17 protein-coding genes are annotated in these 24,072 nt (G+C 71.5%); 9 read left to right on the forward strand and 8 right to left on the reverse strand.

The features are described from left to right. Positions 1 to 125: 125 nt before the first annotated feature. Positions 126 to 503, reverse strand: a complete 378-nt coding sequence (locus ACFZDL_RS28000) for a DUF2255 family protein (RefSeq protein WP_353591390.1) — start codon at positions 501 to 503, stop codon at positions 126 to 128. Positions 504 to 706: 203 nt separating this feature from the next. On the opposite strand from ACFZDL_RS28000, the gene ACFZDL_RS28005 reads away from it, so the two are divergent. From ACFZDL_RS28005 to dacB, 7 genes are all read left to right on the forward strand, one after another. Next, complete coding sequence (locus tag ACFZDL_RS28005) at positions 707 to 1,516, forward strand: SDR family oxidoreductase (protein ID WP_353591389.1); 810 nt, start codon at positions 707 to 709, stop codon at positions 1,514 to 1,516. 110 nt (positions 1,517 to 1,626) lie between these two features. Further along, positions 1,627 to 2,991 (forward strand): MFS transporter, encoded by a 1,365-nt coding sequence (locus ACFZDL_RS28010; protein ID WP_353591388.1) that lies wholly within the window; start codon positions 1,627 to 1,629, stop codon positions 2,989 to 2,991. A 31-nt stretch (positions 2,992 to 3,022) separates the two neighbouring features. After that, a complete protein-coding gene (locus ACFZDL_RS28015) occupies positions 3,023 to 3,883 on the forward strand; it encodes an isocitrate lyase/PEP mutase family protein (protein WP_353591387.1) in 861 nt (286 codons plus the stop codon). Positions 3,884 to 3,891: 8 nt separating this feature from the next. Next, positions 3,892 to 4,923 (forward strand): C-terminal binding protein, encoded by a 1,032-nt coding sequence (locus ACFZDL_RS28020; protein ID WP_353591386.1) that lies wholly within the window; start codon positions 3,892 to 3,894, stop codon positions 4,921 to 4,923. A gap of 48 nt (positions 4,924 to 4,971) precedes the next feature. After that, positions 4,972 to 5,700 carry a GntR family transcriptional regulator gene (locus ACFZDL_RS28025; protein ID WP_353591385.1) on the forward strand — a complete coding sequence of 243 codons (729 nt, stop codon included), beginning with the start codon at positions 4,972 to 4,974 and terminating at the stop codon, positions 5,698 to 5,700. A gap of 7 nt (positions 5,701 to 5,707) precedes the next feature. Further along, on the forward strand, positions 5,708 to 6,307 hold the full coding sequence (locus tag ACFZDL_RS28030; RefSeq protein ID WP_353591384.1) for a nitroreductase family protein: 600 nt from the start codon (positions 5,708 to 5,710) through the stop codon (positions 6,305 to 6,307). A gap of 61 nt (positions 6,308 to 6,368) precedes the next feature. Then, positions 6,369 to 7,967, forward strand: a complete 1,599-nt coding sequence (gene dacB, locus ACFZDL_RS28035) for a D-alanyl-D-alanine carboxypeptidase/D-alanyl-D-alanine-endopeptidase (protein WP_353591383.1) — start codon at positions 6,369 to 6,371, stop codon at positions 7,965 to 7,967. A gap of 15 nt (positions 7,968 to 7,982) precedes the next feature. On the opposite strand, the gene ACFZDL_RS28040 is transcribed toward dacB, so the two are convergent. Beyond that, on the reverse strand, positions 7,983 to 8,405 hold the full coding sequence (locus tag ACFZDL_RS28040; protein WP_353591382.1) for a hypothetical protein: 423 nt from the start codon (positions 8,403 to 8,405) through the stop codon (positions 7,983 to 7,985). A 19-nt stretch (positions 8,406 to 8,424) separates the two neighbouring features. After that, on the reverse strand, positions 8,425 to 13,194 hold the full coding sequence (locus ACFZDL_RS28045; RefSeq protein ID WP_391192713.1) for a putative T7SS-secreted protein: 4,770 nt from the start codon (positions 13,192 to 13,194) through the stop codon (positions 8,425 to 8,427). Positions 13,195 to 13,412: 218 nt separating this feature from the next. On the opposite strand from ACFZDL_RS28045, the gene ACFZDL_RS28050 reads away from it, so the two are divergent. Then, entirely contained in the window at positions 13,413 to 14,432 is a 1,020-nt protein-coding gene (locus tag ACFZDL_RS28050; protein ID WP_353591903.1) for a helix-turn-helix domain-containing protein, read from the forward strand. Between the two features lie 374 nt (positions 14,433 to 14,806). After that, on the forward strand, positions 14,807 to 15,646 hold the full coding sequence (locus tag ACFZDL_RS28055; protein ID WP_353591922.1) for a helix-turn-helix domain-containing protein: 840 nt from the start codon (positions 14,807 to 14,809) through the stop codon (positions 15,644 to 15,646). Between the two features lie 80 nt (positions 15,647 to 15,726). On the opposite strand, the gene ACFZDL_RS28060 is transcribed toward ACFZDL_RS28055, so the two are convergent. The 5 genes from ACFZDL_RS28060 to ACFZDL_RS28080 form a co-directional block, all read right to left on the reverse strand. Continuing rightward, positions 15,727 to 17,421 (reverse strand): serine/threonine-protein kinase, encoded by a 1,695-nt coding sequence (locus tag ACFZDL_RS28060; protein ID WP_353591902.1) that lies wholly within the window; start codon positions 17,419 to 17,421, stop codon positions 15,727 to 15,729. Between the two features lie 45 nt (positions 17,422 to 17,466). After that, positions 17,467 to 17,748, reverse strand: coding sequence for a hypothetical protein (locus ACFZDL_RS28065; protein WP_353591901.1), 282 nt, complete (start codon positions 17,746 to 17,748; stop codon positions 17,467 to 17,469). Positions 17,749 to 17,806: 58 nt separating this feature from the next. Continuing rightward, positions 17,807 to 19,411 carry a hypothetical protein gene (locus ACFZDL_RS28070; RefSeq protein ID WP_353591900.1) on the reverse strand — a complete coding sequence of 535 codons (1,605 nt, stop codon included), beginning with the start codon at positions 19,409 to 19,411 and terminating at the stop codon, positions 17,807 to 17,809. 13 nt (positions 19,412 to 19,424) lie between these two features. Beyond that, entirely contained in the window at positions 19,425 to 19,712 is a 288-nt protein-coding gene (locus ACFZDL_RS28075; RefSeq protein WP_353591899.1) for a hypothetical protein, read from the reverse strand. Between the two features lie 124 nt (positions 19,713 to 19,836). Continuing rightward, positions 19,837 to 24,063, reverse strand: coding sequence for an FtsK/SpoIIIE domain-containing protein (locus tag ACFZDL_RS28080; protein ID WP_353591898.1), 4,227 nt, complete (start codon positions 24,061 to 24,063; stop codon positions 19,837 to 19,839). Positions 24,064 to 24,072: the final 9 nt, after the last annotated feature.

Below are 24,072 nucleotides of genomic sequence, written 5' to 3' on the forward strand. Positions count from 1 at the left end.
TCGCTGATCCAGAAGTATCCGCTGCCTGCGCACCGGGCACCCTCCCGGATGAGACCACGGTAGCCGTCGTCGTCGAGAAGGCGAGCGGATTTCCACCACGGCGCTTCGGCCGGGCCGGCCAGGGGTCAGCGCGGTACGAGCTTGAGCGTCGTGGCGCGCGCCGTGTCGGCGACCATGGGCCTCACGTACTCCCCGCTGTAGCGGCGGTACTTGGAGCGGTACGCGGCGTCGACGCGCTCGTTGACGCCGGGGTCGGGCGCCTCGACGAGGGTGACGTCCTTGTCGACGCCACCGGAGGCGATGTGGCCCGCGTGGCTGGCCCGGGCGGCGCGGTACCAGGCGCCTTCGCTGCCCCGGTAGGAGCGGACGTACAGGTCGTCGCCGTCGCGGACCACCCAGATCGGCACCGGTTGGCGCGGTGTGCCGTCGCCGCGGAGCGGAGCCATCTCCAGTTCGTCGGCCGCCGCGATTCTGCTGAGCTCGTCGCTCGTCCATGTCGTCATCGGCTCGTCTCCTTCGCGATCCCGGTGATACGGGTGATACGGGTACCCGCCGAGCCCGGTCATGCCCCGCCGTATGCGATCGCCTCAGGGGCGTGGCCAAATATCCAGTACACAAGTCTTGTATCCAAGATTGCCGTTCCCTAGTGTCCCAGAGCGAACCGGCTCGGCCGACGCCGCCGGGCGCAGCGACGAAAGGGACGAGAGTGGCGGACCTCAGCGGTCTCTGTGTCGCGGTCACCGGTGCCGGGCGCGGCATCGGACGGTCGATCGCCCTGCGGCTCGCCTCGGCGGGCGCGCACCTGGCCGTCATCGACCGCGACGCCTCCCGCACCGAGGCCGTACGCGACGAGGTGTCCGCTCTCGGCCGGCCGGCGCTCGCCGTCGGGGGCGATGTGACACGGGCAGCCGACTGCGCCGAGATGGTCCGCCGCACCGCCGACGGGCTCGGGCGGCTCGACGTCATGGTCTGCAACGCGGGCATCGTGCAGGTCAAACCGTTCCTGGAGATCACCGAGGAGGACTGGGAGGCCACCTTCGCGGTCAACGTCAAGGGCACGTTCCTGACCATGCAGGCCGCCGCCGCCCGGATGCGCGCCCAGGAACCCCTGGCCGCCGACCGCCCCCGAGGGAAGATCATCACGATGTCGTCGATCGCCGGACGGTACGGCGCCGGCCCGATGGCACCCCTCACCCCCCACTACCGCGCCAGCAAGGCGTCGGTCATCAGCCTCACCCAGACCGCGGCCTACGCGCTGGCCCCGGACATCACCGTCAACGCCATCTGCCCCGGCCTGGTCGGGACCGACATGTGGCGCCAGATCGACCAGGAGTGGGCCGCCGCCGAGGGCTGGAGCGAGGGCGAGGCGTGGAAGCGGCGCACCGCCGTCGTCCCGCTGGGCCGCCCGCAGACGCCGGACGACGTCGCGGGCCTCGCCCTCTACCTCTGCTCACCGGACTCCGACTACATGACCGGGCAGGCCATCAACATCGACGGCGGACTGATCATGAGCTGAGCCGGCCTCCCCACCCGGCCACCCCCCGCAACCCCCTCACCCCCGCAACCCCTCATCCCCGCCCCCCACCCCCGCCGGAACCGCTCATCCCCGCCGGACCGAGGAAGCACATGACACACGCACCAAGCGGGCCCCCCACCGCGACTCTGGACGAGGCCGGGGAGCGGGCAGCCGTCTCGCACATCTCCTGGCGCATCCTTCCGCTCATCGCCGTCGGCTATGTCATCGCGTACATCGACCGCACCAACGTCGGCTTCGCCCAGCTGGGCATGGGCGAGGACCTGGGCATCAAGGCCGCGGCGTACGGCTTCGCCGCCTCGATCTTCTTCATCGCCTACTTCTTCTTCGAAGTGCCCAGCAACCTGCTGCTGCGCCGCTTCGGCGCCCGCGCCTGGCTCGCCCGCATCATGGCGACCTGGGGGATCATCACGGTGATCACCGGGTTCACCACCAATGTGCAGATGCTGTACGTGATGCGCTTTCTGCTCGGCGTCGCGGAAGCCGGTTTCTTCCCCGGCATCATCGTCTACCTGACCATGTGGTTCCGCTCGGGCGACCGGGCCGTCGCGCTGGGCTGGCTGGTGCTGGCCCAGCCGATCTCGTTCATCTGCGGCGGGCTCCTCGGCGGGCTGATCCTCGACCACACCGGCTGGTGGGGGCTGCCGGGCTGGCGCTGGCTGTTCATCCTGACCGGCATTCCGGCGGTCCTGATGGCGGTCGTGACCTTCGTCCTCCTCCCCAACTCCCCGGCGACCGCGCGCTGGCTCGACCCCGCCCACCGCGACTGGCTGCGCTCCTCCCTGGACGCCGAGCAGGGCACCGGCCACGACGAGGGCGTACGGGCCCAGCTCGCCGCCCTGAAGAACCGCCGGGTGCTGCACCTGGCCACGACCCATCTCGCGCTCGCCATCGGCACCTACGGGTTCAACCTCTTCCTGCCGCTGATCATCAAACAGATCAACCCCGACTACTCGGCCACGAACATCGGCTTCATCGCGGCCATCCCCTACATCTGCGCGGCGATCGGGCTGCTGGTCACGGCCCAGCTGTCCAAGCGGGCCCGCGAGCGCAAGTACCTGGTCGCCGTGCCGCTCGCCCTCGCCGCGTCGGGCCTCGCCGGAGTGATCGCGCTGCGCCACCACCCCGGGCCCGCGGTGGTCGCGCTGGCGGTGACCGGGGTCGGGGCCTTCGCCTGGCTGCCGCCGTTCTGGTCGCTGGCCACTGACAGCATCTCCAGGACCCATGTCGCTGTCGGCATCGCCACCATCAACTCCATCGGCAACCTGGGCGGGTTCGTCGGCCCGTACATCGTCGGCAAGGAGACCGACGGCTCCACCGTCACCGCGGGCCTGCTGATCCCCGTCGCCTCCCTGGCCGTGTCGACCGTGCTGATCCTGCTGTGGCGCAGCCCGGCCCGGCAGCCGGGCGCCGAACCCGCCCCGGCGCCGACGGCCGACGCGCCCGCCGCCCGCTGACGCACCCCAACTCACCCGACAGGGAGCCGACTTGTCAGCCGCCACCTCACTCGCGTCCCTCCTGGACGGCCCCGGCATCGTCCAGGCCCCCGGCGCGCCCGACTCCATCACCGCCCGCCTCGTCCAGGCCGCCGGTTTCCCGGCCGTCTACATGACGGGTTTCGGGGCCACGGCCAGCCGACTCGGCACGCCCGACATCGGACTGCTCAGCCAGACCGAGATGACCGAACACGCCCGCAACATGACCCGCGCGGTGGCCATTCCGGTCATCGCGGACGCGGACACCGGATACGGCGGCCCGTCCAACATCCACCGCACGGTGCGCGAGTACATCCAGGCCGGGGTGGCGGCGATCCACCTCGAGGACCAGGTGGCCCCCAAGCGGTGCGGCCAGATGAGCGGCATCCGGCTGATGCCGGTGGACGAGAGCGCCGCGCGGCTCGCCTGCGCCGTCGATGCCCGGGGCGCGGACGACCTGCTGGTCATCGGGCGCACCGACGCACTGCCCGCCGCCGGGATCGAGGAGGCGGTACGCCGCGCCCGCCGCTACCAGGACGCCGGCGCCGACCTGGTGTTCGTCGACGGCATGAAGCGGATCGAGGAGGTGGAGGCGGTCGCGAAGGCCGTCGCGGGACCCAAGGTCGTCTCCATCGTGGACGGCAACGAGACGACCCGGCTGACCGCCGGCGACCTGGCCGAGATGGGGTTCTCGATGGTGTTCTACGCGGTCACGGCGCTGTTCACCGCCACCCGCGCGGTCGCCGACGCGCTGGACCACCTGCGGGCGGCCGGCACCCCCGCGGGCGGCCCGGCCCAGCACACCTACGCCGAGTTCTGCGACCTCGTCGACCTCGGCTTCCACCAGGACCTCGACCACCGCTTCGGGAACTGAGAGCAGCCGTGTCCCAAACCCCCGTGTCCCAGGCCGCCACCTTCAAGGTGGTCGTGACCGACTACGAGTTCGCCGACCTGGAGCCCGAACGCCAGGTCCTGGAAGCGGCGGGACTCACCCTCGTACCGGCACAGGCCGGCACCGAGGACGAGCTGATCGAGCTCTGCGCCGACGCCGACGCCCTGATCAACCAGTACGCGCCCGTCACGGCCAAGGTGATCCGCGGCCTCGCCCGCTGCCGGGTGATCTCCCGCTACGGCATCGGGCTCAACACCATCGATGTCCCGGCCGCGACCGAGGCGGGCATCGTCGTCGCCAATGTGCCGGACGGCTCCCTGGAGGAGGTGTCCGACCACGCCGCCGCGCTGATCCTCACCCTCGCCCGCGGGCTGCACCGCTACGACGCCGCGGTCCGCCGCGGCGCCTGGGACTACACCGTCGCGGCACCGCTGCGCCGGCTGCGCGGACGCACGCTGGGGCTGGTCGGGTTCGGCCGTATCCCGCGGCTGCTCGCCGAGAAGATGGCCGGCTTCGGGATGACGGTCCTCGCCCACGACCCGTTCGCCGACCCCTCCCGCGCGGCGGCGCTCGGCGTACGGCTCGTGGACCTCGACACCCTCTGCCGAACGTCCGACGTGGTGTCCGTACACGCCCCGCTCACCGCGGAGACCGAGGGCCTGATCGGGCGCGCGCAGTTCGCCGCCATGAAGCCCACCGCCTGCCTGGTCAACACGGCGCGCGGACCGGTCGTGGACGAGGCCGCGCTGATCGAGGCGGTGCGGACCGGACGCATCGCGGGCGCCGGTCTGGACGTCTTCGCACACGAACCGCTCGGGCCCGACAGCCCGCTGACGCGGTGCGAGAACGTGGTCCTCTCCCCGCACACCGCCTGGTACTCGGAGGACTCCGAGATCGAGATCCGTACGAAGACGGCCCGCAACGTGGTGGAGGTCGCCCAGGGGCGGCTGCCCACCTACCTGGTCAACCACGATGTCCACCCCGCGACGCCGCTGGGCGGGCCGGATCCGGCGATACGGTAGCGTTTGGGATATCCGCCGGACGGAGTGGCAGCGATCGCTGGGAGGGGCATGGCACGCACGACGAGCGGCAGACGGTCCTCGTCGCTGGCCTCCGACGTGGCACGGCGGCTCCGCGCCGCGATCGTCGACGGCGACTTCGACCTGGGCGAGGCCCTTTCCGAGGACGCTCTCGCCTCCGCCCTCGGTGTGAGCCGCACCCCGGTCCGCGAGGCGCTGCGCATGCTGCAGCTCCAGGGGCTGGTCGAGATCGTGCCGAAGTCGGGCACCTATGTCTTCCAGCCCACCGAGGACGAGATCTTCGAGCTGTGCGAGTACCGCACCACCCTGGAGATCCGGGCCGCGCAGCTGGCCCTCGAGCGCAACCCGGACGCCGCCCTCGCCACCATGCGCGCGGCCGTCGCCACCATGACCGAGGCCCTGGCGGGCAACGACACCAAGGCCTACAACACCGCCGACACGGCTTTCCACGAGGCGTTCTTCGCCCAGTGCGGCAACCGCTATCTGAGCGACGCCTACCAGATGAGCCTGGCCCGCGTCTCGGCCCTCCGCGTCCACCTCACCTTCCTGGCCGCCACGGAACCGGCGCGCTCCTTCGACGAACACCGGCGGATCGCCGAGATCTTCGCCGCCGGCCGGATGGACGAGCTCGAAGAGATCCTCAAGTCGCACATCATGCGGACACGCGAGAACTACCTCCGGGCCCTGCGGGCCCGCGCCGCCCGCGACACCGAGTCCAAGGCGGAGGGGCTGCGCCGCAAGCTCGGTCTGTCCACCTGATCCGCCCGTGCCGGGCCGGCCCCCGGCAACCGGGCGGCGGCGGACGGCTCCACGGCTCACTCGGCCCGGTTGCCTGCACCCCGCCGCCGATGCCGCCGGGCACACCGCCGAGCGCAGCGCTGACACCGGGCACACGGCTGACCTCCCGTCCGGCTGGAGCTTCCACGAACTGCTCGCCTACGACGGTGCCAGGGCCGGCCCGCGCGACCGCCTGTACGGGCCGGTCTTCCCCCTGCGCGATACCGAACCACCGCCCCCGCCCGTCATCCGGCCCCCCACGGGACGTACGATCCCCCTCCGCCACCCGGACCCGGACCCGGGCCAGGCAGCCCGCGCGGACCGCAAGCGGCTGTCGTGGAAGTACGCGGCGCACTCCTACGCCCTGACCCTGAAGAACACCGGCGTCCTGCTCCAGACCCTCTCCCTCGTCGCCACCGCGATGGGGCTGTCGGGCTGCGCGCTGGGCGGCGGGGACAGCGGGACCCCGGCGCGCGCCTTCGGCCTCGCCGCACACACCGAGATCCCGGTGGGCGCCTTTCTGCTGGGCAGCGCGCCGGCCGACGGCCCCGGTCACGCACCCCCGCCCGCCGGCGCCCGGCCCCGGTAGTCCTTGCGCCCGCGCATCGCCCTCTGTCGCGGAGGGCCGCCGTACGGGATCCTGCGGTGGCATGAGTAGACCTGCGGATCACGTGAACCGCCGTACGCGCGCCTGGATCTGGCCCCTTGTCATCGGCCTCGTCGCCACCCTCAGCTGGAGCTCACCGGCCGGTGCGGACACCTCCCGCGCCGGCCTCGGCACCGGCCTCGACACCGCCCTCGACACCATCCTCGCCGACCCGCTGCTGGAGGGCGGCGCGGCGGGGGTGGTGGTCGCCGACGCCGACTCCGGCGCCGTCCTCTACCAGCACCACCCCGACGACCGGCTGATGCCCGCCTCCAACACCAAACTGTTCACCTCGGCCGCCGCCATGGGGCTGCTCGGCCCCGACTACACGTACCGGACCGACGTGCTCACCGACGGCAGCCGCCGGGGGCAGGTGCTGCGGGGCGATCTGTATCTGCGGGGCACCGGCGACCCGACGATGCTCGCCGCGGACTACGACCGGCTCGCCGCGCGGCTCGCCGAGTCCGGGATCACCCGGGTCACCGGACGGCTGATCGCCGACGACACCCGGTTCGACACCCAGCGCGTCGGCCGCTCCTGGGCCGCCGACGACGAGTCCTCCTATTACGCGGCCCAGATCTCCCCGCTGACCCTCGCCCCCGACACCGACTACGACGCGGGCAGCGTCATCGTCGAGACGGCCCCCGGCGCGGCGCCGGGCGAGAAGCCGAAGGTGACGCTCACACCGAAGACGGGCTACATCCGCATCGACAACCGCGCCACCACCGCCGCCACCGGCAGCGGCTCCACCCTCTCCGTCGAGCGGCAGCACGGCTCCAACACCATCACCGTCAGCGGCGCCGTCCCCGCGGGAAGCGGCCCGGCCAAGGAGTGGGTCAGCGTCTGGGAGCCCACCGGCTACGCCACCTCGGTGTTCGCCGACGCGCTGGCCCGCCACGGCGTCCACGTCACCGGAGCCACCCGCCTCGGGCGGGCCACCCCGCCGGACGCGCGGTCGCTCGCCTCGCACCAGTCGATGCCGCTCAAGCAGCTGCTCATCCCCTTCATGAAGCTGTCCAACAACATCCACGCCGAAGTGCTCACCAAGACCATCGGCTACGAGACGGCGGGCCGCGGCACCTGGAGCGCGGGCCTCGCCGCCGTCTCCGGCTGGCTGAAGAAGCAGGGCGTGGACATCGGCTCGGCGCGCCAGGTCGACGGCTCCGGGCTGTCCCGGATGGACAACATCGCGGCCGGGCGCCTGGCCGAACTGCTGCTGTCGGTGCGCGACGAGCCCTGGTACGCCGACTGGTACGCCTCGCTGCCGGTGGCCTGCGCCCCGGACCGGTTCGTGGGCGGCACCCTGCGCTCCCGGATGTGCGGCACCCCGGCGGCGCGCAACGCGCGCGGCAAGACGGGCTCGCTGACCGGCGCCTCCGCGCTGTCGGGGTATGTCACGGACGCGGACGGCAGGGAGCTGGTCTACAGCGTCGTCCTCAACAACTTCCTCGCCCCGTCCGTGAAGGGCCTGGAGGACGCGATCGTGGTGACGCTCGCGAAGTCCGGGGCGGACCGGACCACTGCTGTCCGGCCGAGTGCCGTACCGAAGCGGGCCGGGGCCACCGACCTGGAGTGCTCCTGGACCAAGCCCCGGCGCTGCTGAGCCGACCCGGCCGCGTCAGACTCGCGGTACGGCGGTCCTCCGGGCCATGACCGCCTCGATGAACTCCTCCGGCGGGCGGTAGGAGTGGGCCGTGACGTAGTGGTGGACGAGGTTGGGCGCGACCAGCCACCTGCCGTCACGGCCTACCACCCGCACCTCGGCGTCGCCGAGGGGCACCCGGTCCTGGCCGACGTGAATGACCACCGGATACGCCACTTCTCCACCCGGGTGCGGGAGGCCACAGCGGTGCCACCCGCGCATCATCATCTGAGGGTCGTCCCGGCACAGCAGCGCAAGGGCATGGACGAATTGCTCCGGAACCGCGCCCCGGGGGAATTCCTCGCCCGGCTCCAGCCACCCGACATTCACCGCCTCGACTCCCTCGGGGACCGATCCTGCCGGGTACGCGTAGGGGGACAGGTCCGCGTAGTGGGTCACCGCAGTGGACTCCTGGTTCTCAGATGATCGAGCGGCAAGCGGCCCAGTGTACCCGGCCCATGTTCGGCTGGAGCAGTTGGGAAAGACGGGTCTCTTCGGTTACGGCCGTACTCGTGGGAGAGGTACCCCAACGTCCCGGCGGGAACAGCGAGTAGTCCGGCAACTGCTCTCCCGGCCCGTAGACCCTGGTCGGGGTGGGGTTGGCTTCTTCGATCATGCTGCCCAGCTCGTTGGTGATGTCCTCGCCGTGCCTGCTGTATGTGGCGACACTCGTGCCCTCGGGCACCGTGGCCATGCTGGTGTCGCCCGCTCGAATACCGCCATGACCGGCGAACACCCTTTCGTTGTCCGGGCGGCCGAACACGTTGAAGTCCTGCGCGAATTCACCCACGTCATCCGCCGAACTCGGTTCGGCCCAGCCGCCGGAATTCGGGCTACGGGTCTCGGCGCCTCTGGGGATGGTGCAGGGGGAGAGCCCCAGGGGGTCGATATAGAGGTGGGGGTTGGGGACGTAGGCGGCCGGGTTGGGGGCTGGGGTGAGGCCGAGGGGGTCGGGCGTGGTGTAGCGGGCGGTCTCGGGGTCGTAGTAGCGGTGGTGGTTGTAGTGGAGGCCGCTTTCGGGGTCGAAGTACTGGCCGGGGAAGCGCAGGGGGGTGTACGTGGTGCTGCCGCGGCCCCACGTCGTGGTGCCCCAGAGGGCGGTGCGGGTCCGCCAGGCGATGTCGCCGGACTCGTCGACGAGTTCGGTGGGGGTGCCGACGAGGTCGGTGACGATGGCGAAGAACCGGCGGTCGATCTCACGCCGGCTGGTGGCGTCGGTGATGCGCTCGGTTTGCGCCACCGGCCGAACACCCTCGTGATGCCAGGTCAGGGTCACCGGATCAGGGAGGTCCGGTGCGGTGGTGGTCTGTTCGACGAGGGTGTGGCCGCCCCAGGTGAAGTCGACTTGTTCGAGGACCGTTTCGCCGTCGCCGGCGAGGCGTTGTTTGGCGATGCGGCGGCCGAGGGGGTCGTAGAGGTAGCGCCAGTGGGTGCCGTCGGGGGTGGTGAGGGCGGTGAGGCGGTTCTCCGCGTCCCAGGTGTAGCGCCAGGTGTCGGGCTTGGCGGACAGCCGGGTTCTCCGGCGGAGGGTGAGGCGGCCTGCGGCGTCGTGTTCGTAGCGGACGCGTCCGGCACGGGTGATGCGGGTGCCGGTATACGCACGGGGGCCGGTGGTGTCGGTGCCGGGGTGTCTGTCGGGCCAGGTGGCGTGGGTCTGGTTGCCCACCTCGTCGTAGGCGTAGCTCTCGGTCCAGCCCTGGGCGCGGACGGTGGTGACTCGGCCCGCGTCGTCCAGGTCGAAGGCGCGGGGTCCGCGCAACTGGTCGTCGATGGCGGTCAGGTGGCCGTCGGGGCGGTAGGTGTAGGCGCGGTGCTGGGCGATGTCGTCCGCCGGGCCGGTGGTCAGGGTCTGTTCGGACAGCCGTCCGGCCGGGTCCCAGATCTGCGCGAGTGCGGCGTTGGGCCCAAGTCGGCGGGCGGTTTCCCGGCCTGCCGCGTCATACGTGAAGTCGAGGGTGTGGCCGCAGGTGGTCAGCGTGGTGCGGCGGCCCGCCGCATCGTAGGCGAACGTGGACTTCGCGCCGGACGGGGTGGTGCGGCGCACGGGGCGGCCCAGCGCGTCGTAGGCGTGGGTCAGAATCCGGCCGTCGACCATCTCGGTCGTCACCCGGCCCATCCGGTCCCGCCTGAACACCGCCGACACCTCGGGGCCGACGGCCTCCGTCAGCCGCCCCGCCGGGTCGTAGGTGAAGGTGGTGATCCGGCCATCGGCGTCCTTGCGCACCACCCGGCCGCACTCGTCGCGTTCGAGGGAGACTGTCTGGCCCAGCGGGTTGGCGCGGGAGACCAGTTGGCCCGCCGCATCGTACTCATAGGTGAGGGTGCGGCTGTCGAAGTCCGTCTCGGTGAGCAGCCGGCCGACTGGGTCGTAGGTGTAGGTCCAGGTGAGGTCCTGTGGATTGGTGACCTGGGTGAGGCGCAGCTGGGTGTCGTGTGTGAACTCGTGGCGGGTTCCGTCGGGGCCGGTCTGGGCGGCCAGCAGGTCGAAGTGGGTGTACTCGTAACGGGTCAGGCCGCCGCTCGCGTCCGTGTGGGCGGTGAGGTTGCCTTCGCCGTCGTAGGTCCAGGTCTGCTGGGTGCCGTCGGGGGCGGTGCGCCGGAGCAGCTTGCCTTCCACCGTCCACTGCAGGTGGGTGGTGGCGCCGAGCGGGTCGGTGATGGTGGTGGGGCGGCCGAAGGCGTCGCGGTGGTAGGTGGTGGCCGCGCCCAGCGGGTCGGTGATCTCGACGGGGAGCCCGGCCGCGTCGCAGCGCACCCGGGTGGTGTCGCCGAGCGCGTTGGTGACCGAGGTCAGATGGCCGTGGTCGTCATAGGCGTAGCGAGTGGTGTTGCCCAACGGATCAGTGACCGTGGTGCGGTTGCCGCGCTCGTCGTATGCGTAGCGCCAAGTGGCCCCGTCCGGATGGACGACCTCCACCGGCAGGCCGAGGGCGTTGTATGTGGCGGTCCGCTGATGTCCGTCGGGGGTGGTTATGGAGGTCAGCCGGCCGGCCGGGTCGTAGCCGAAACGGGTGGTCCGGCCCAGGGCGTCGGTGCGGGACAGGGCGCGGCCGTAGCGGTCCCGCCGGGTGCGGACCGCATTGCCGACGGCGTCTGTGACGGCGATGACCTGACAGCGGTCGTTGACCAGGTAGCGAGTGGCGTGGCCTTCGGGTGTGGTGACGGTGGTGACCCGGTGGCCGGTCCGCTCGTCCGTGGGGCCGTAGTCGATACGCACCGAGATGTGTCCTTCGGTGCCGCCCTCGGCGATGACTCGGTCGCTGTGGTCGTAGACGTAGTCGTAGCGGCGGCCGTTGGTGTCGATCCACGCGATGATCCGCCGCTCGGCGTCGTACTCGAAGCGCAGTGGCAGCCCGGAGGAGTTGGTGACGTCGGTGAGGTTGCCGTCCGTATAGGCGTAGCGGATGAGTTCCTGGTCGGTGCCGTCGGGTGCGGCGCCCGCGAGGTGGAGGGCGGTGATGCGGCCGTTGTCGGTGGCGATGTCGAGGTGGTAGCCGCCGCTGTGGACGATCCCGGTGGGGGCGCCTTGGGCGTCGTATTCGAAAGTCAGGCGGTGGCCGTTGCGGTCGCTGATCTCGGCCAGCGGCGCCTCGCCGTCGCCCCCGCCCCGCGGTCCGGTGAAGTACCGGGTGCGCCCGGTGTCCGGGTCGGTGAGCGTGTAGTCGCCCTCCACGGTGCGCTCCAGCGGCCACCTGGGGCCCAGCTCCGGCAGCGTCGGCAGGCCGGGGGCCGGGTGGGGATACGACAGCAGCAGCCCGTCCTCGGCGACGAACACCACACCCCGCGCACCGATCTCCAGCCGCTGATCGGCCGTGCTCGACCACGACGGCCCGAACCACCGGCCCGCCCGATACCCCGACTCGACCCGGCGTACGAACACCAGCGGCAGGGCCCCTGGCAGCACCACGTCCTGTTGCGGCAGGTACATCCGCCCCGACGCCAGGTCCACGGGATCCGTGCCCCCGGCGGTCCGCGCCGCATCCGGCGTGGCGTGGGGGGCCGGACCGTCCTTGGCCAGCGTCTGCAACCCCGACCGCTCGGTCCTGGCGACCGTGGCGGGCAGCCGCTCGGCAGCCGTGACCGCCGCCTTCGCACCCCCCAGCCCCTTCGTCCCGATCAACTCCGGCACCAGACGGCCAAGACCCTCCGACGGGTCCTTCTGGAAGGCGTCCCACATGCCCTTGAGCGCCGCGCCCGGGTCATTGGCCATCCGCACCAGACCAGCAGCGGTGTTGTTGAGGTTGGTGACGTATTCGGCGGGGTGGGTGATGTTGTACAGGTCCAGCGGGTTCACCTGCCGGGCGAAATTGACCAGCCCCGCTGTCCCCTTGACCACCCCACCCAGGAAATGGCTGGTGTCCAGGGACAGCCCTTCCAGCCCGTCGCCCACCTGCTGGGCATACGACGGCTTCTTCGGGGCGGCGTCCCGCGCCGTCTCCACCGCCGTCTTGGCCACCCCATGCGCCTCGTTCCGCTGCCGCCGCGCCTCCGCCAACAACTCTTCAGCGGCCTTGATGTCCGCCGTCCCCGGGTCATGGAAGGCACCCGGCTTGTCCGGCAGCGAGGACGGGTCCCGCTTGTCCTCAGGCAGGGCGTTGTACGCGTCCACCGCCTTGTTGTACGCACCCACCTTGTCGTTGTGCGCCGAGCGGGCGTCCTCGGAGGCCTTCTTGCCCTTCTTGTAGCGCCGGATCGCCTCCTGGGCCTGACCCTGCGCCCACTCCACCGTCCCCGCGAACCGCTCCAGCGCCCCCGACGCCTTCTCACACGCGTCCGCCGCCGTGAACCACTTCCTCGGCTCGACCGACACGCTCTCCCGGAAGGCATCCGCCGCCTTCCCCTTCAACGACCGCGAACCCAGCCCCTGCAGCCCCTTGCCCACGTTGTTGAACGCGGTCTTGAAGTCCGTGAGATGGCCGGCCGTCGAGCGCAGTTTGGACGGACTGCCATGGATCAGCTTCTTGGCATCCTCGCTCTCCCCCAGCTGCATCTCATCGACATCCGCCCCCAGCGCGTTCGCCGCCGAATCGGACTTGTCCCGCACCCAGTCCGCACCGCTGTTCCAGCCGACGTCATCCAGCCGGTCCGCCGTCCAGTCCCCCGCGACATCGATGGCCCCGCCGACGTCCTCGACCCGGTCCTCGACCCAGTCCTCGACGCCGTCCGGAACGAAATCCCCGAGCCCCACGCGCAGTCACCCCCGTCCCACGACCTCATGGCATTCCGGATGAGGGTACCGGCCACTCTTCGGCGTGATCGGCCGAGGTCAGGATTGTTGCGCGCGGCGAATCGGGGCTGCGCAACAACTCGCTCGCCGTTCAGACTCGCCATGAGTCGGAACCAGGCCGTCAGTCGTCAGACACACGACGGCCCGACTCAGCAGGGCCTGCGGGGGAGGTACGGAGAGTGATCGAGACATTATTCCGGAGTGATGATCTGCCGGTCGCGGAGCGGTTCGAGAGTTGGCGCGATCTGGCGTTCGCGAGTCACTCGCCCCATGTCATCCGGACGGAACACGCGGCCGACTTCCACGGCACCCTGCGGGTGCTGGACCTCGGCGTCGTCCAGGTTTCCGTCTTCTCGTGCCCGCCTTTGGAGTCCGCCCGGACTCCGGCGCTGATCCGGCAGTCCGATCCCGAGATCTACTACCTCTCGGTGCCGCTGTCGGGGCGCATGGGGGTCGTGCAGGACGACCAGGAGATCCTGGTCGGGCGGGGTGATCTGGTGCTGGTGGGCAGTTCGCACCCCTATCGGGGCCAACTGGACGCGGCGGACGGCACGGTCTCGGCGGCGGAGGTACTGATTCCGCGGGCGCTGCTGCCGATATCCGGCGGCCTCGCCGACCGGCAGGTCGCGATGAGGTTACCGGGGCGAGCCGGAATGGGCGCTCTGCTCGTCCAGTTCCTCACCGGCCTGGTCACCGACTCCACGCCCTACGGGCCGTCGGACTCCGCACGGCTGGGCGTCATCGTGCTCGACCTGGCGGCCGCCCTGCTCGCCCAGCGGCGGGGCACCCAAGCGCAGCCGGAGACCTTTCAGCACGCCCTGGCCATGCGCGTCCGCGGCTACATCCACCAGCACCTGTCCGACCCAGAGCTGAGCCTGGAGCGGATCGCGGCGGCCCAGCACATCTCCGTCCGCTCCCTGCACCGTCTCTTCCGTCACCAGAACACCACGGCCTCCGCCTACATCCGTCACCAACGGCTGGAGCGGGCCCGCCGCGAGCTGGCCGATCCGGCGCTGCGTACGCGGCCCATCCATGCGATCGCCGCCCGCTGGGGGTTTCGCCGGCCGGCCGATTTCACCCGTGCCTTCCGTGCCGCGTACGGCATGGCGCCCAAGGACTTCCGGCACCTCGCCCAGGGGGCCGGGGGCACCTTCCAGCCTTCGACCGGGAGGCGTCCTTACCCAGCGGTAGCCGGGTGAGCGACCCAATTGGCGTCCAGCGCTCAGCGGCTGGCGCCCAGTGCTAAGGACAGGCCCCGCACCGCCTCGGCAGACTCGTTGAGCAGGCAATGGTGTCGGCGCGCCCCTTCGGTGCGCCGTGTTCATGCCGCGCCTGCCGCGCCCCTGCGGCACATCGCCCGGCGCACACCGGGGCCCGGTGCCCACGGCCCCCTCGACCGAGTGCCCTGGCGGGCCGCCGAGCGTGCCGCAGCGGGCGGGACAAAATAGGGGAAAGGTACACCATTACATTGCAATCGCTCTTGTGCTCACGGCAGCCGACGGCGACTGCCATCTCGACAAGCGACCGTGGCCGGCCCGGGCACCGCGCCGAGCTGGAGTTGGGGCCGGTGCGGATGTCCGTGCTGCGTTTTCCCGCGCTGTCTCCGCCGGCCGCACCGAGCCCGCCGCACACCGGCCGGCCCGTCCGGGGCGGCGAGCCGCGGGAGTGGCTGCTGGTTCTGGTGGCCGACGGGCCGCTGATGCTGGGCCGGGGGCCCGGCGCCACCCGTCTGGACCCCGGTCAACTGGTGCTGTGGGACCCCTGGGAGCCGTTCCACGCGGCGGCGGCCGACCGGGCGAGACCGCCCCGGGCGCTGGTCCTGCATCTGCCGGGCACCGCGCTGTCGCTGTCGCACCACGTGCTGCGCGGCATGGTGGCACGGCCGGTGCCCTCGGAGGCGGGCCCGGCGGCCCTCCTCGCGCGGTTCCTGGAGGGGCTGGCCGAACCGGCCGTGGCGGTGGAGGTCCCGCAGGCGACCTGGGTGGGGCGCGCGGCGGTCGACCTGACGGTCGCGTTTCTCAGCAGCTTGACCGACGTACACGACGACGCGGCGGGGCTGCCGCGGCAGGTGGCGCTCCTGGGGGAGATCAAGACGTACATCGACCGCAGTCTCGGCGATCCCGACCTGTCGCCGACGACGATCGCGGCGGCACACCACATCTCGGTCCGCTATCTGCACCACTTGTTCCGGCAGGACGAGCAGACGGTGGGCGGCTTCGTCCGGGAGCGGCGGCTGGAGCGCTGCCGGGCCGATCTGACCAACCCGTGTCTGGCGGGGCAGAGCATGGCGGTGATCCGGGCGCGGTGGGGCTTCCAGGACGCGGCGGTGTTCAACCGGGCCTTCAAGAAGGAGTACGGGATCACACCCGGCGAGTACCGCAGGCGCGAGGGTGTGCCCGTGGGGGGCCGGTAACGGGAGCGGTCGTCAGTGGCGCTGTGGCTGAGCCGGCGGGGGACCGCCGGCTCAGCCGTAGTGTTCGATGGCGGTTGTGCTCAGGCGCGGAGCGTCGGCCAGGTGTCCTCTCCCACTTTGCCGTCGGGATTGAGGTTGTGACGCTTCTGAAAGGCTACGACCGCTGCCTTGGTGTCGGGGCCGAACTGCCCGTCGATGCCGTGGGGTCCGATGTCGTACTTGCGGGCCTTGAGAATGCACTGCACCTGGCGTACGGCAGGCCCCCTGCTGCCCTGCATGGTGAGCGCGGTGCCGGAGTAGTACTGGCAGGACTTCCACGGCTTCGGCGCCGGGGTCTTCGGCGGCGTCTGCGTATGCGTCTGCGCGGGCGGGACCTGGGTGATGGTGATGGTGACGCTCGGCTGCTTCTGCTCGGGAGGGGCCTGGCTCTCCTCGGACCCGCCGCCCCCACCGCCACCGTCACCGCCGCCACCGCCCGAAGGGTCCGCGGGGGCGGACGTCGCGCTCGGCGACGCCTTCGGCGAGTGCTTCGCCGCGGGTGACTTCGACGTCCGCGGGTGGTGTGCGGACTTCGACGCCGTCGCGGCGACCTCCTTCTTGCCGTCGTCCGACGAGCCCGTCCCCGGTACGACGAAGGCCACCACTCCGACGGCCACGGCGACGACCGCCGCGGCCGCGGCCCACGCCAGGCCACGGCGGCTCTTGGGCGGTGCCGGCTTGAGCGTACGCTCCGGCGCGCCGCGGCGGAGGATCGTCAGCTGATCCATCGGCGACACCGCGGCGGCGAGCCCGCTCCACTCGGAGCGGGCCCCGATCAGCTCCGCGAGCGACGCCGGCCAGTTCGGGGCCGGTGTGTGCTGCCGCGCCGTGTCGACGACCTCCTGCGGGCTCGGCCGCGCCTCCGCGCTCTTGTCCAGACACCGGCCGATCAACTCGGCCAGGGCCGGATCGGCCTCCGTCACCTTGGCGAGCACATCCGCGCTCGGCGGCGAGTAGACCACGCGGTGGATGACATCGGCCGTCGACCCCTCGCCGAACGGCGTTCTGCCGGTCGCCGCGTGCGCCAGCACCGAGCCGAGCGAGAAGACGTCGGAAGCGGTGCCCGCCTCCCGGCCGTCGGCCTGCTCGGGGGACATGAACGCCGGGGTGCCCACATGCTGACCCGTCATGGTGAGCACGCTGGCGTCAGTGGTGTGGGCGACCCCGAAGTCGATGACCCGCGCCCCGTCCGCGCCCAGCAGGACGTTGGACGGCTTGAGATCGCGGTGGACGATCCCGGCGGCGGCGAGCGTGGCAAGCGCCTCCCCGATCTCGCCCGCCAGCCGCCACACGACCGCAGCGGGGAGCGGGCCGAAGCGGCGCACCGTGTCGTCGAGGCTGGGCCCCGGGACGTACGCGGTCGCCATCCACAGCCGCTCCTCCTCGTCGAAGCCCGAAGCGAGCAGCCCCGCGGTGTACTTCCCGTGGACCCGCCGTACGACCTCGACCTCGCGCTCGAAGCGGCGCCGGAACCTCGGGTCCTCGGCGTGCTCCGGCCGGATGACCTTGACGGCCACCAGCGCCCCGGCCCCGTACGGAGCCGGGGCCTCCCCCTCCACGCCCGCTTCCCGCCCGAGGTAGAGCCGGCCCATCCCCCCGCCACCCAGGCGTGCGAGCACCCGGTAGGGCCCGATCGCCACTGGGTCCGACCGCCGCAGCGGTTCCGCGCCGAGGCGTTCGAGGTCGGCGCTGCTCAGCTCACCGGTCCAGGGGTGGACCGGGTCCCTCTCAGACATGGGAGTTTCCTTAGGGAGTTCCTGCTGTGACGCGCTGGGGCGCGGTCAGCCGTTGCCGCCGGCCGTGGAGATGTTCTTCAGGACCGCGTCGAACTTCCGCTGGAACTCGTCCAGGGACTGCTTGATCTTGTTCAGGTCGGCCTGGGCGCCGCTCCAGGCGGAGCGGAACTCGGCGGCGTGCTTGCCGTCCCAGTGGCTCTGGTCGCTGAGGATGTTCCCGGCGGCGGAGAGCTGGCTGATCGACTGCTGGAAACCGCCGTCGATGATGCTGAGGAACTTGCGGCTCGCGGAGTGTGCCGCGTCGTCGACCTTGACCGTGCCTGCCATGGTGTTTCTCCTGTATTTCTTGGTGATGGTGATGGGTGCGCCGGGGTCGGCTCGGGGCCTACTCCGGTGGCTCGTAGTCGGGATTTCCGAGTGCGTCGTTGACTTCGCCGAGCTCGAGATCCCGGTAGCCGTGTGTCAGGTCGGTGATGGACGGCGGCTGATGGCCTTGGAAGTCCTTCTTGCCCGCGGCGTAGTCGTCCCCATGGAGCATGATCTTTCTGACGAGCTCGGCGTTGGCGGCAGGGTCGCTGCCGAACTTCACGGGAACGTCCGATCCCACAGGGTGGACGAGACCTTGAGAGATCAATGAACTGACGGCGAGGGAAAGCCCGCCGACGGCGAGGCGGTCATTGAGCAAGGATGTGTTCGCATGACTTCCACCGGGAAACAGCTTGTCCAGCAGGCCCGTCATTGGGTCCGCCGACGAATACAGGCTCTGCATGGCCCCCACGCCCGCGGTGAAGGCGATATTGCCGACGAGCAGTTCCGGCGCGAGAACCCCTGTCGGCATGAAGAGCACGTTGACGTAGCCGCCCTGGATCATGCTCTTCATCAGCTCGTGTTCGTCACCGGTCTCGTTCGCCGCCTTCAGGAACAGACCGAGGTCCTGGCCGTTCTGCCTGCCCAGCCCTTCGGCCCAGCGTCGAAGGGCGATGGGGTCATCTCCTGGCGGAGGGACCTGACTTTGCGTGATGCCCGCCGAATAGAACTCCATCAGCGGGCCGATCAGCTGCTGCATCTGGTTGTGGGTCAGTTTCGGTGCGCCATCGCCGAACAGCCCGTCCGAGACCTTGTGCATCAGCGCCCGGGCCTGCGGCTGACCGGACTGCTGCCACATGGCCACGGTGAGCGCCTTGGTCAGGCTGCCGCGCAGCCCGGGGATCTCTGACGCGGGGCCGTAGAAGAGCTGCCGCAGCTGCCCGGACGTCAGATGGTCCGCGAAGTTCCGGGCCGCCGCCGGGTTGGCGCCGATGGCGTTGATGAACTGAAGCTTCTGGGCCGCGGTCATGTAGTGGTCTTGGAGGTTCACGGGGAAGCGGACATCTTGGATGGGTCTGGCGAGCCGTGCGGCAACGCTGTCATGGACCTTCTTGTCCAGCACGCCGCTCGAGTAGGCGCTCACCAGCGCTGGGATGCCTCCGAGCGCCATCGCGGTCTCGATGTGCTGCTCGTCCAGGCTGTTGTAAAAACCCGCGCTGAAGTAGGGGTCCTTGCCGTGCTTGGCGAGTTCCTTGATGATGCCCGAGACTTCGGTGGGCTTGGCGTTCATCAGGCGCTTGGCGAGTGCGGCCCCCGCGCTGATCTGTACCTTGTGCGCGGCCTCCGCCTGCTGGCGCGCGGCCTCCGTCTGCAGTTTCGAGAAGGCTGCGTTGACAGCTTTCTCGTTGGCGCGGATCGGCTGGTTCCGCCCCCGTACGGTAACGCCTCCGGCCTGCAGGAACGCCTGGCCGACGGTCCTCACGTCCCGGTCCGTGTAATAAGCGGTCGCCAGCTGCTTGGCGACGTCCACGTCAATGGCTTTCACGCACCCCCCGCCATTTTGGTATGCCGTGAGCGCGGGAGTCAGCACATTGCGTACCCAGGTCTGCACCTGCTCGGCACCGTTGGCGCACGCATCGGAATACGCGAAGAGGTTTTCCGGAATCGCGGACACAGTCGTCATGTCGCAGTCGTACCTACCGCTTGTTCTTCTCGGCGGCGCGCGCCGCCTCCGTCGCCTGGGTCACTTGTGACTGGACCCTGATAGCCGCGTTCCTGACTTCGGTGAGCGCCGCATGCTGGCGCAAGAAGTCGGTTTGGAAACGGTCGCGCTTCTTGCCCTGCCAGTTGTCACTGTGCTGATCGCCGAGAAGAGAATCTTTCTTGCTCAGGCGCAGCCAAATGAACGAGTCCAGCTTCTGGATGAGCTGGGAAAGCTGCTGACTGAGCCGCTCCGCGGCGGCGAAGTCGTACTTCGGCGGCATCAGTCAGTTCCCCCTGTGTGGCTCACGCATGAATTCTCCGTCCCGGGCCTTCCCCGTGTCATTGACCTGGGGCGCACAGTCCATGTGCACTCAGTGCAAGGCGTCATATGACAGTGGAGCCACGTCAGTTCGCCACCTGAACCCCCGCCGCCACGCCGTCCACCACGAGGTAGCCGCGGCCCGGCAGGGGCGCCATGCGGTCGTGGCGGGGCAGTTCGGTGCCCAGGAGGTCGCCGTCGAGGTCGTGGTCGGGGCACAGGAGGATGCCGCAGCGGCTGTCGCGGGCGCGTTGGGTCCAGTGGCCGTAGGAGCGGCGCAGGGTGTCGGCGCGGCAGGCGGCGATCAGGTGGTGGGCGGTGGCCGGGAAGGACAGCCACTGTTCGAGGAAGCCGCGTTCGTCCTCCACCGTGTCGGCGTCGTCGGCCAAGAGGAGGGCGGGCCGGTCGAGGGGCAGGGCCGTGAGCGTCTGTTCGAGGTCGTCGTACGTGGTGACCAGGGCCGCCAGGCCGGGCAGGTCCCGCAGGGGGGAGCGGCGCGGGGCGAAGCCGACGACCGTGATCGGGGCGTCGCCACCTGCCGCCGCCGGGGCCGTCACGAGACGGGCGACGGTGCACAGGGCCGTGCTGCGGCCGGACCGCTGCGGGCCGGCGACCAGGGCGTGCTCGCGCTCGTACAGCCGCAGTCCGGCGCAGCCGAGGGTGTCGGAGTCCAGGCCGACCGGGAGCCACCAGGGGTCCGTGGCGGTCTGGGCCGGCGTCGTGAGGGCGGTGGCGGGGACGTCGGTGGGCAGCAGCCCGACCTCGGGGGCGCTGCGCCGGGCGCCGTTCCACCGGGCGGCGGTCTCGGTGACGGCCGCCGCCAGGTCCTCGCCCGGCCAGCCGATCTGGATCACCTGCCGGTTGGCGGCCACGATCGCCCGGCCCGGCACATACGTGGGGACCGCGTTGCGCGGCACGTCGAAGTACCCGTACTCGCCGGGGTCGGCCAGCCGCAGCAGCAGCTTGGTCTGGGTCAGGGCGGACCAGGCCGACGGTACGGCGCCCTGGCGGTCGGCGCTGACCGCGAACCTGATGCCGACCGCGGGGCCGTCGGCGTAGACGCGGGCGAGCTCGTCGATCATGTTCATCCCCGCCACGTCCTTGTCGAAGTCCGCGATCAGGGCGCCGAGGTTGTCCAGCAGCACCAGCCAGTCCGGGGAGCCGGCCGGGCCGCGGGCCTTGCGTTCGTCGAGCTCCCGGCGCAGCAGCTTGATCAGTCGGATCTGCCGCTCGCGCTCACCGGATCCGATGTGGGCGCCGGTGTGCGGGAGCGCGGCCAGCGGGGCCAGGTCGCCCGCGCCGAGGTCGAGGGCGAACAGGTGGTGCCGGTCGGGCGGACAGGAGCCGGCGACGGCCAGGGCGAGCGCGGCCAGGGCGGTGGAGGTGCCCGCGCCGCCGCCCCCGTAGAGCAGGACGTTTCCCGCGGCCGGGTCCCAGCCGACCGCGTACTGCCGCTGCCGGTCGGGGTCGTCGGCGAGCGCCCAGGCGGGCAGGCCGGTGGCCTCGGTGTGCAGGCCCTGCTGGGCGACCGCGGGGAGGTCGGCGCGGTGCAGGACCTCGGGCAGCGGATCGGGCCACGGCCGCCGTGGCGGGGCGAATCCGGAGAGGTCGGCGGCCTGGCGGGCGGCCGCGACCAGCCGCCTCAGGTCGGTCTCGCCCTCCGTGCCGTCGGTGGCAGCCGTCGGGGCCGGCATGCCGAGGACGAACGGTGCGATCGTCACCGGGGCGGTCACCGCGGCCTGCGGGGTGACGCCGGTGGACAGCGCGGTCTGCACCGGCAGCACCTCGCGCGCGCTGAGCCGGTAGTAGGCGCGTCCCCACTGACGGGTGCCGATCCCGGCCGCCGCCGGACTGTCGATGACGTCCTGCGAGTCCTGGGTGGACTCCAGACGCAGCGCGATACGGAGTTTGACGTTGTTCTTGATGGCGTCGTTGACCGAGCCTGCGGGCCGCTGGGTGGCCATGATCAGGTGGACGCCGAGGCTGCGGCCGCGCTGCGCGATGGAGACCAGCGCATCCACGAAGTCCGGCAACGCCTTGACCAGGGTCGCGAACTCGTCGATCACCACGGCGAGCCGGGGCATCGGCTCGAGATCGCCGCGTCCGCTGTCGCGCATGCGCTGGTAGTCGCGGATGTGGCCGAGCCCCACCTCGCGCAGCAGTCGCTCGCGGTGGTGGATCTCGGCCTCCAGGCAGCGCAGGGCGCGCTCGCTCAGCTGCTCGTCGAGGTCGGTGACCAGGCCGACGGTGTGCGGGAGTTCGGCGCACTCGTCCAGGGCGCCACCGCCCTTGTAGTCGACCAGCGCGAAGGTCAGATGCTCGGGGTCGGCGTCGGTGGCCATGCTCGCGATCAGGGTGCGCAGCAGCTCGCTCTTGCCGGAGCCGGTGGTCCCGGCGATCAGCGCGTGCGGCCCGTCGTCGTCGAGGTCCACGGTGAACAGGTCCCGCTCGCTGACCCCGAGCACGGCCTGCACCCGCAGGGCCGGGGCCCGCGTCTTCCACCGCTGGCCGACCTCGGCCCCGGAGACGGCGGCCAGGTCCAGCAGCGGCAGCAGGGAGATACGGTCCGGCAGCCCCGCGCCCTCGACCCGCAGCTCCGGGTCCTCGAAGCGGGCCAGCGCCCTGGCGGTGGCGCGCGCCTCGTCGACCGGCATGCCACCCAGCAGCACATCCGACACCACCTCGTCGGGGGCCACATCGCGCACCTGGCCCCGGCCCTCCGCCGTGGCGGTGACCACCGAGGTGCACAGGGCGGGCAGCCGGGTGGTGAGCACCAGGGCACCGCAGCGCAGGGTGCGGTCGGCGAGCAGGTCCCGCAGCGGGCAGGGCCGGCCCTCCAGCAGCGTGGCGCCGTCCACGACCACCAGCAGCACCGGTCCGGCGTCGCCCTCCGTACGCCGCGGCGCCGCGGCCAGCAGGCCGCGGGCCAGCGCGTCGGACTGCTCAGGCCCGACCGCCACCAGCCGCGACGTCCCCGACTGCGGGTCCGCGCCGTGCGGCAGCCACTTCGTCCAGTCCCAGTCGGCCAGCCGCTCCGGGTCGGCGAACACCGCCAGCGTCACATCGGCCGGCCCGCTCCCCACCAGCGCCTGGCACAGCAGGGACCGGGCGACGGCGAGGGCCGCCCGGCGGTCCCCCTCGAACCCCACCGCCTCACCGGCCGACACCCCGACCACGACCGGCACCTGCGGCAGCACGCACCGCGCGCCCACGATGTCCGCCACCTCCGGCGCCGGCCCCGAGGAACTGGTCTCAAGCGGCGGGTTCCAGGGCAGGTCGGCCGTGCCGACCACCGTTTTGAGGAAGTCCGGGGCGCCCGGACGCCGTTCCCACAGGGTGATGCCCGGCGCGGTCGCCCGGTGGACCACCTCCGCGGGGTCGGGGTGGGCCGCCCGGCGGGTACGGATCTCGGCGGCGTGCCGCGCGGCCACGGTCTGCTCGAACTCCGCGACCCGGGCGGTGTGGTCCCGCATTCCGCGCCGGAAGCTGAAGCGGCCCCGCAGCCGCTCCTCCAGGAAGTTCCCCACGAACATCAGGGGGGTGAGCGCCGCGATGGCCGCGTAGCGGACGTCGTGGGTGAGGGCGACGATCGCACCGGCCAGGACCAGCGGGCCGAGCATGCTGGAGATGGAGAACGGGGCCTTGTTCGCGTTCGGCGGCGGCGCGGGCACCGCGATCCGCGGCGGTTCGCCCGGACTGCCGCCGCGCGGCGGGCGGTTGAACGGAAGGGTGCCACCGGGCCCCACCTCCCGGACCGGGTTGACCCGCTGCACGGCGCCGAGCCGGTCCGGCGGCAGGACGCGCACCATCACCTCGCCACCGAGCGAAATCAGGTCCTCGGGCTGGATCCGGACGGCCTTGGAGATCCGCTCGCCGCATACGTCGGTGCCGTTGACCGTGTCCAGGTCGGTGATGTGCACCTGCCCGTCGGCCGAGATCTCCAGGGCGGCGTGCAGCCGTGACACCCCCGTGGCCACGACCCGCACATCCGCCTCGGCGCCCCGGCCGATGACCGTCCGGCCCACCCGCAGCGGAACGCTGCGCCCGGCCTCGAGCCCGCCGACCACCCGCAGTACGGCGGCCGCCACCCGCGGCCCGCCCGCGGAGCCCCAGCCCGCGCGGGCCACCCGCGATCCATGGGCGAGGCCGGACTCGCCAAGGCCCGTCTCCGGCGGCGCGGTCCGGCCGTCGATGCTCAGTCCGCTGGCCGGGATGTCCAGGGCCGCGGCGAGGTCGGCCAGTGTGGCGTTCGGCCGGCCGACGCGCAGTTCCATTTCCCGCTCGGTCTTGCCGTCGGCGTAGACGATCCGCACCGCGCAGTC

Source organism: Streptomyces sp. NPDC007917 (assembly GCF_042959105.1).
Taxonomy (GTDB): domain Bacteria; phylum Actinomycetota; class Actinomycetes; order Streptomycetales; family Streptomycetaceae; genus Streptomyces.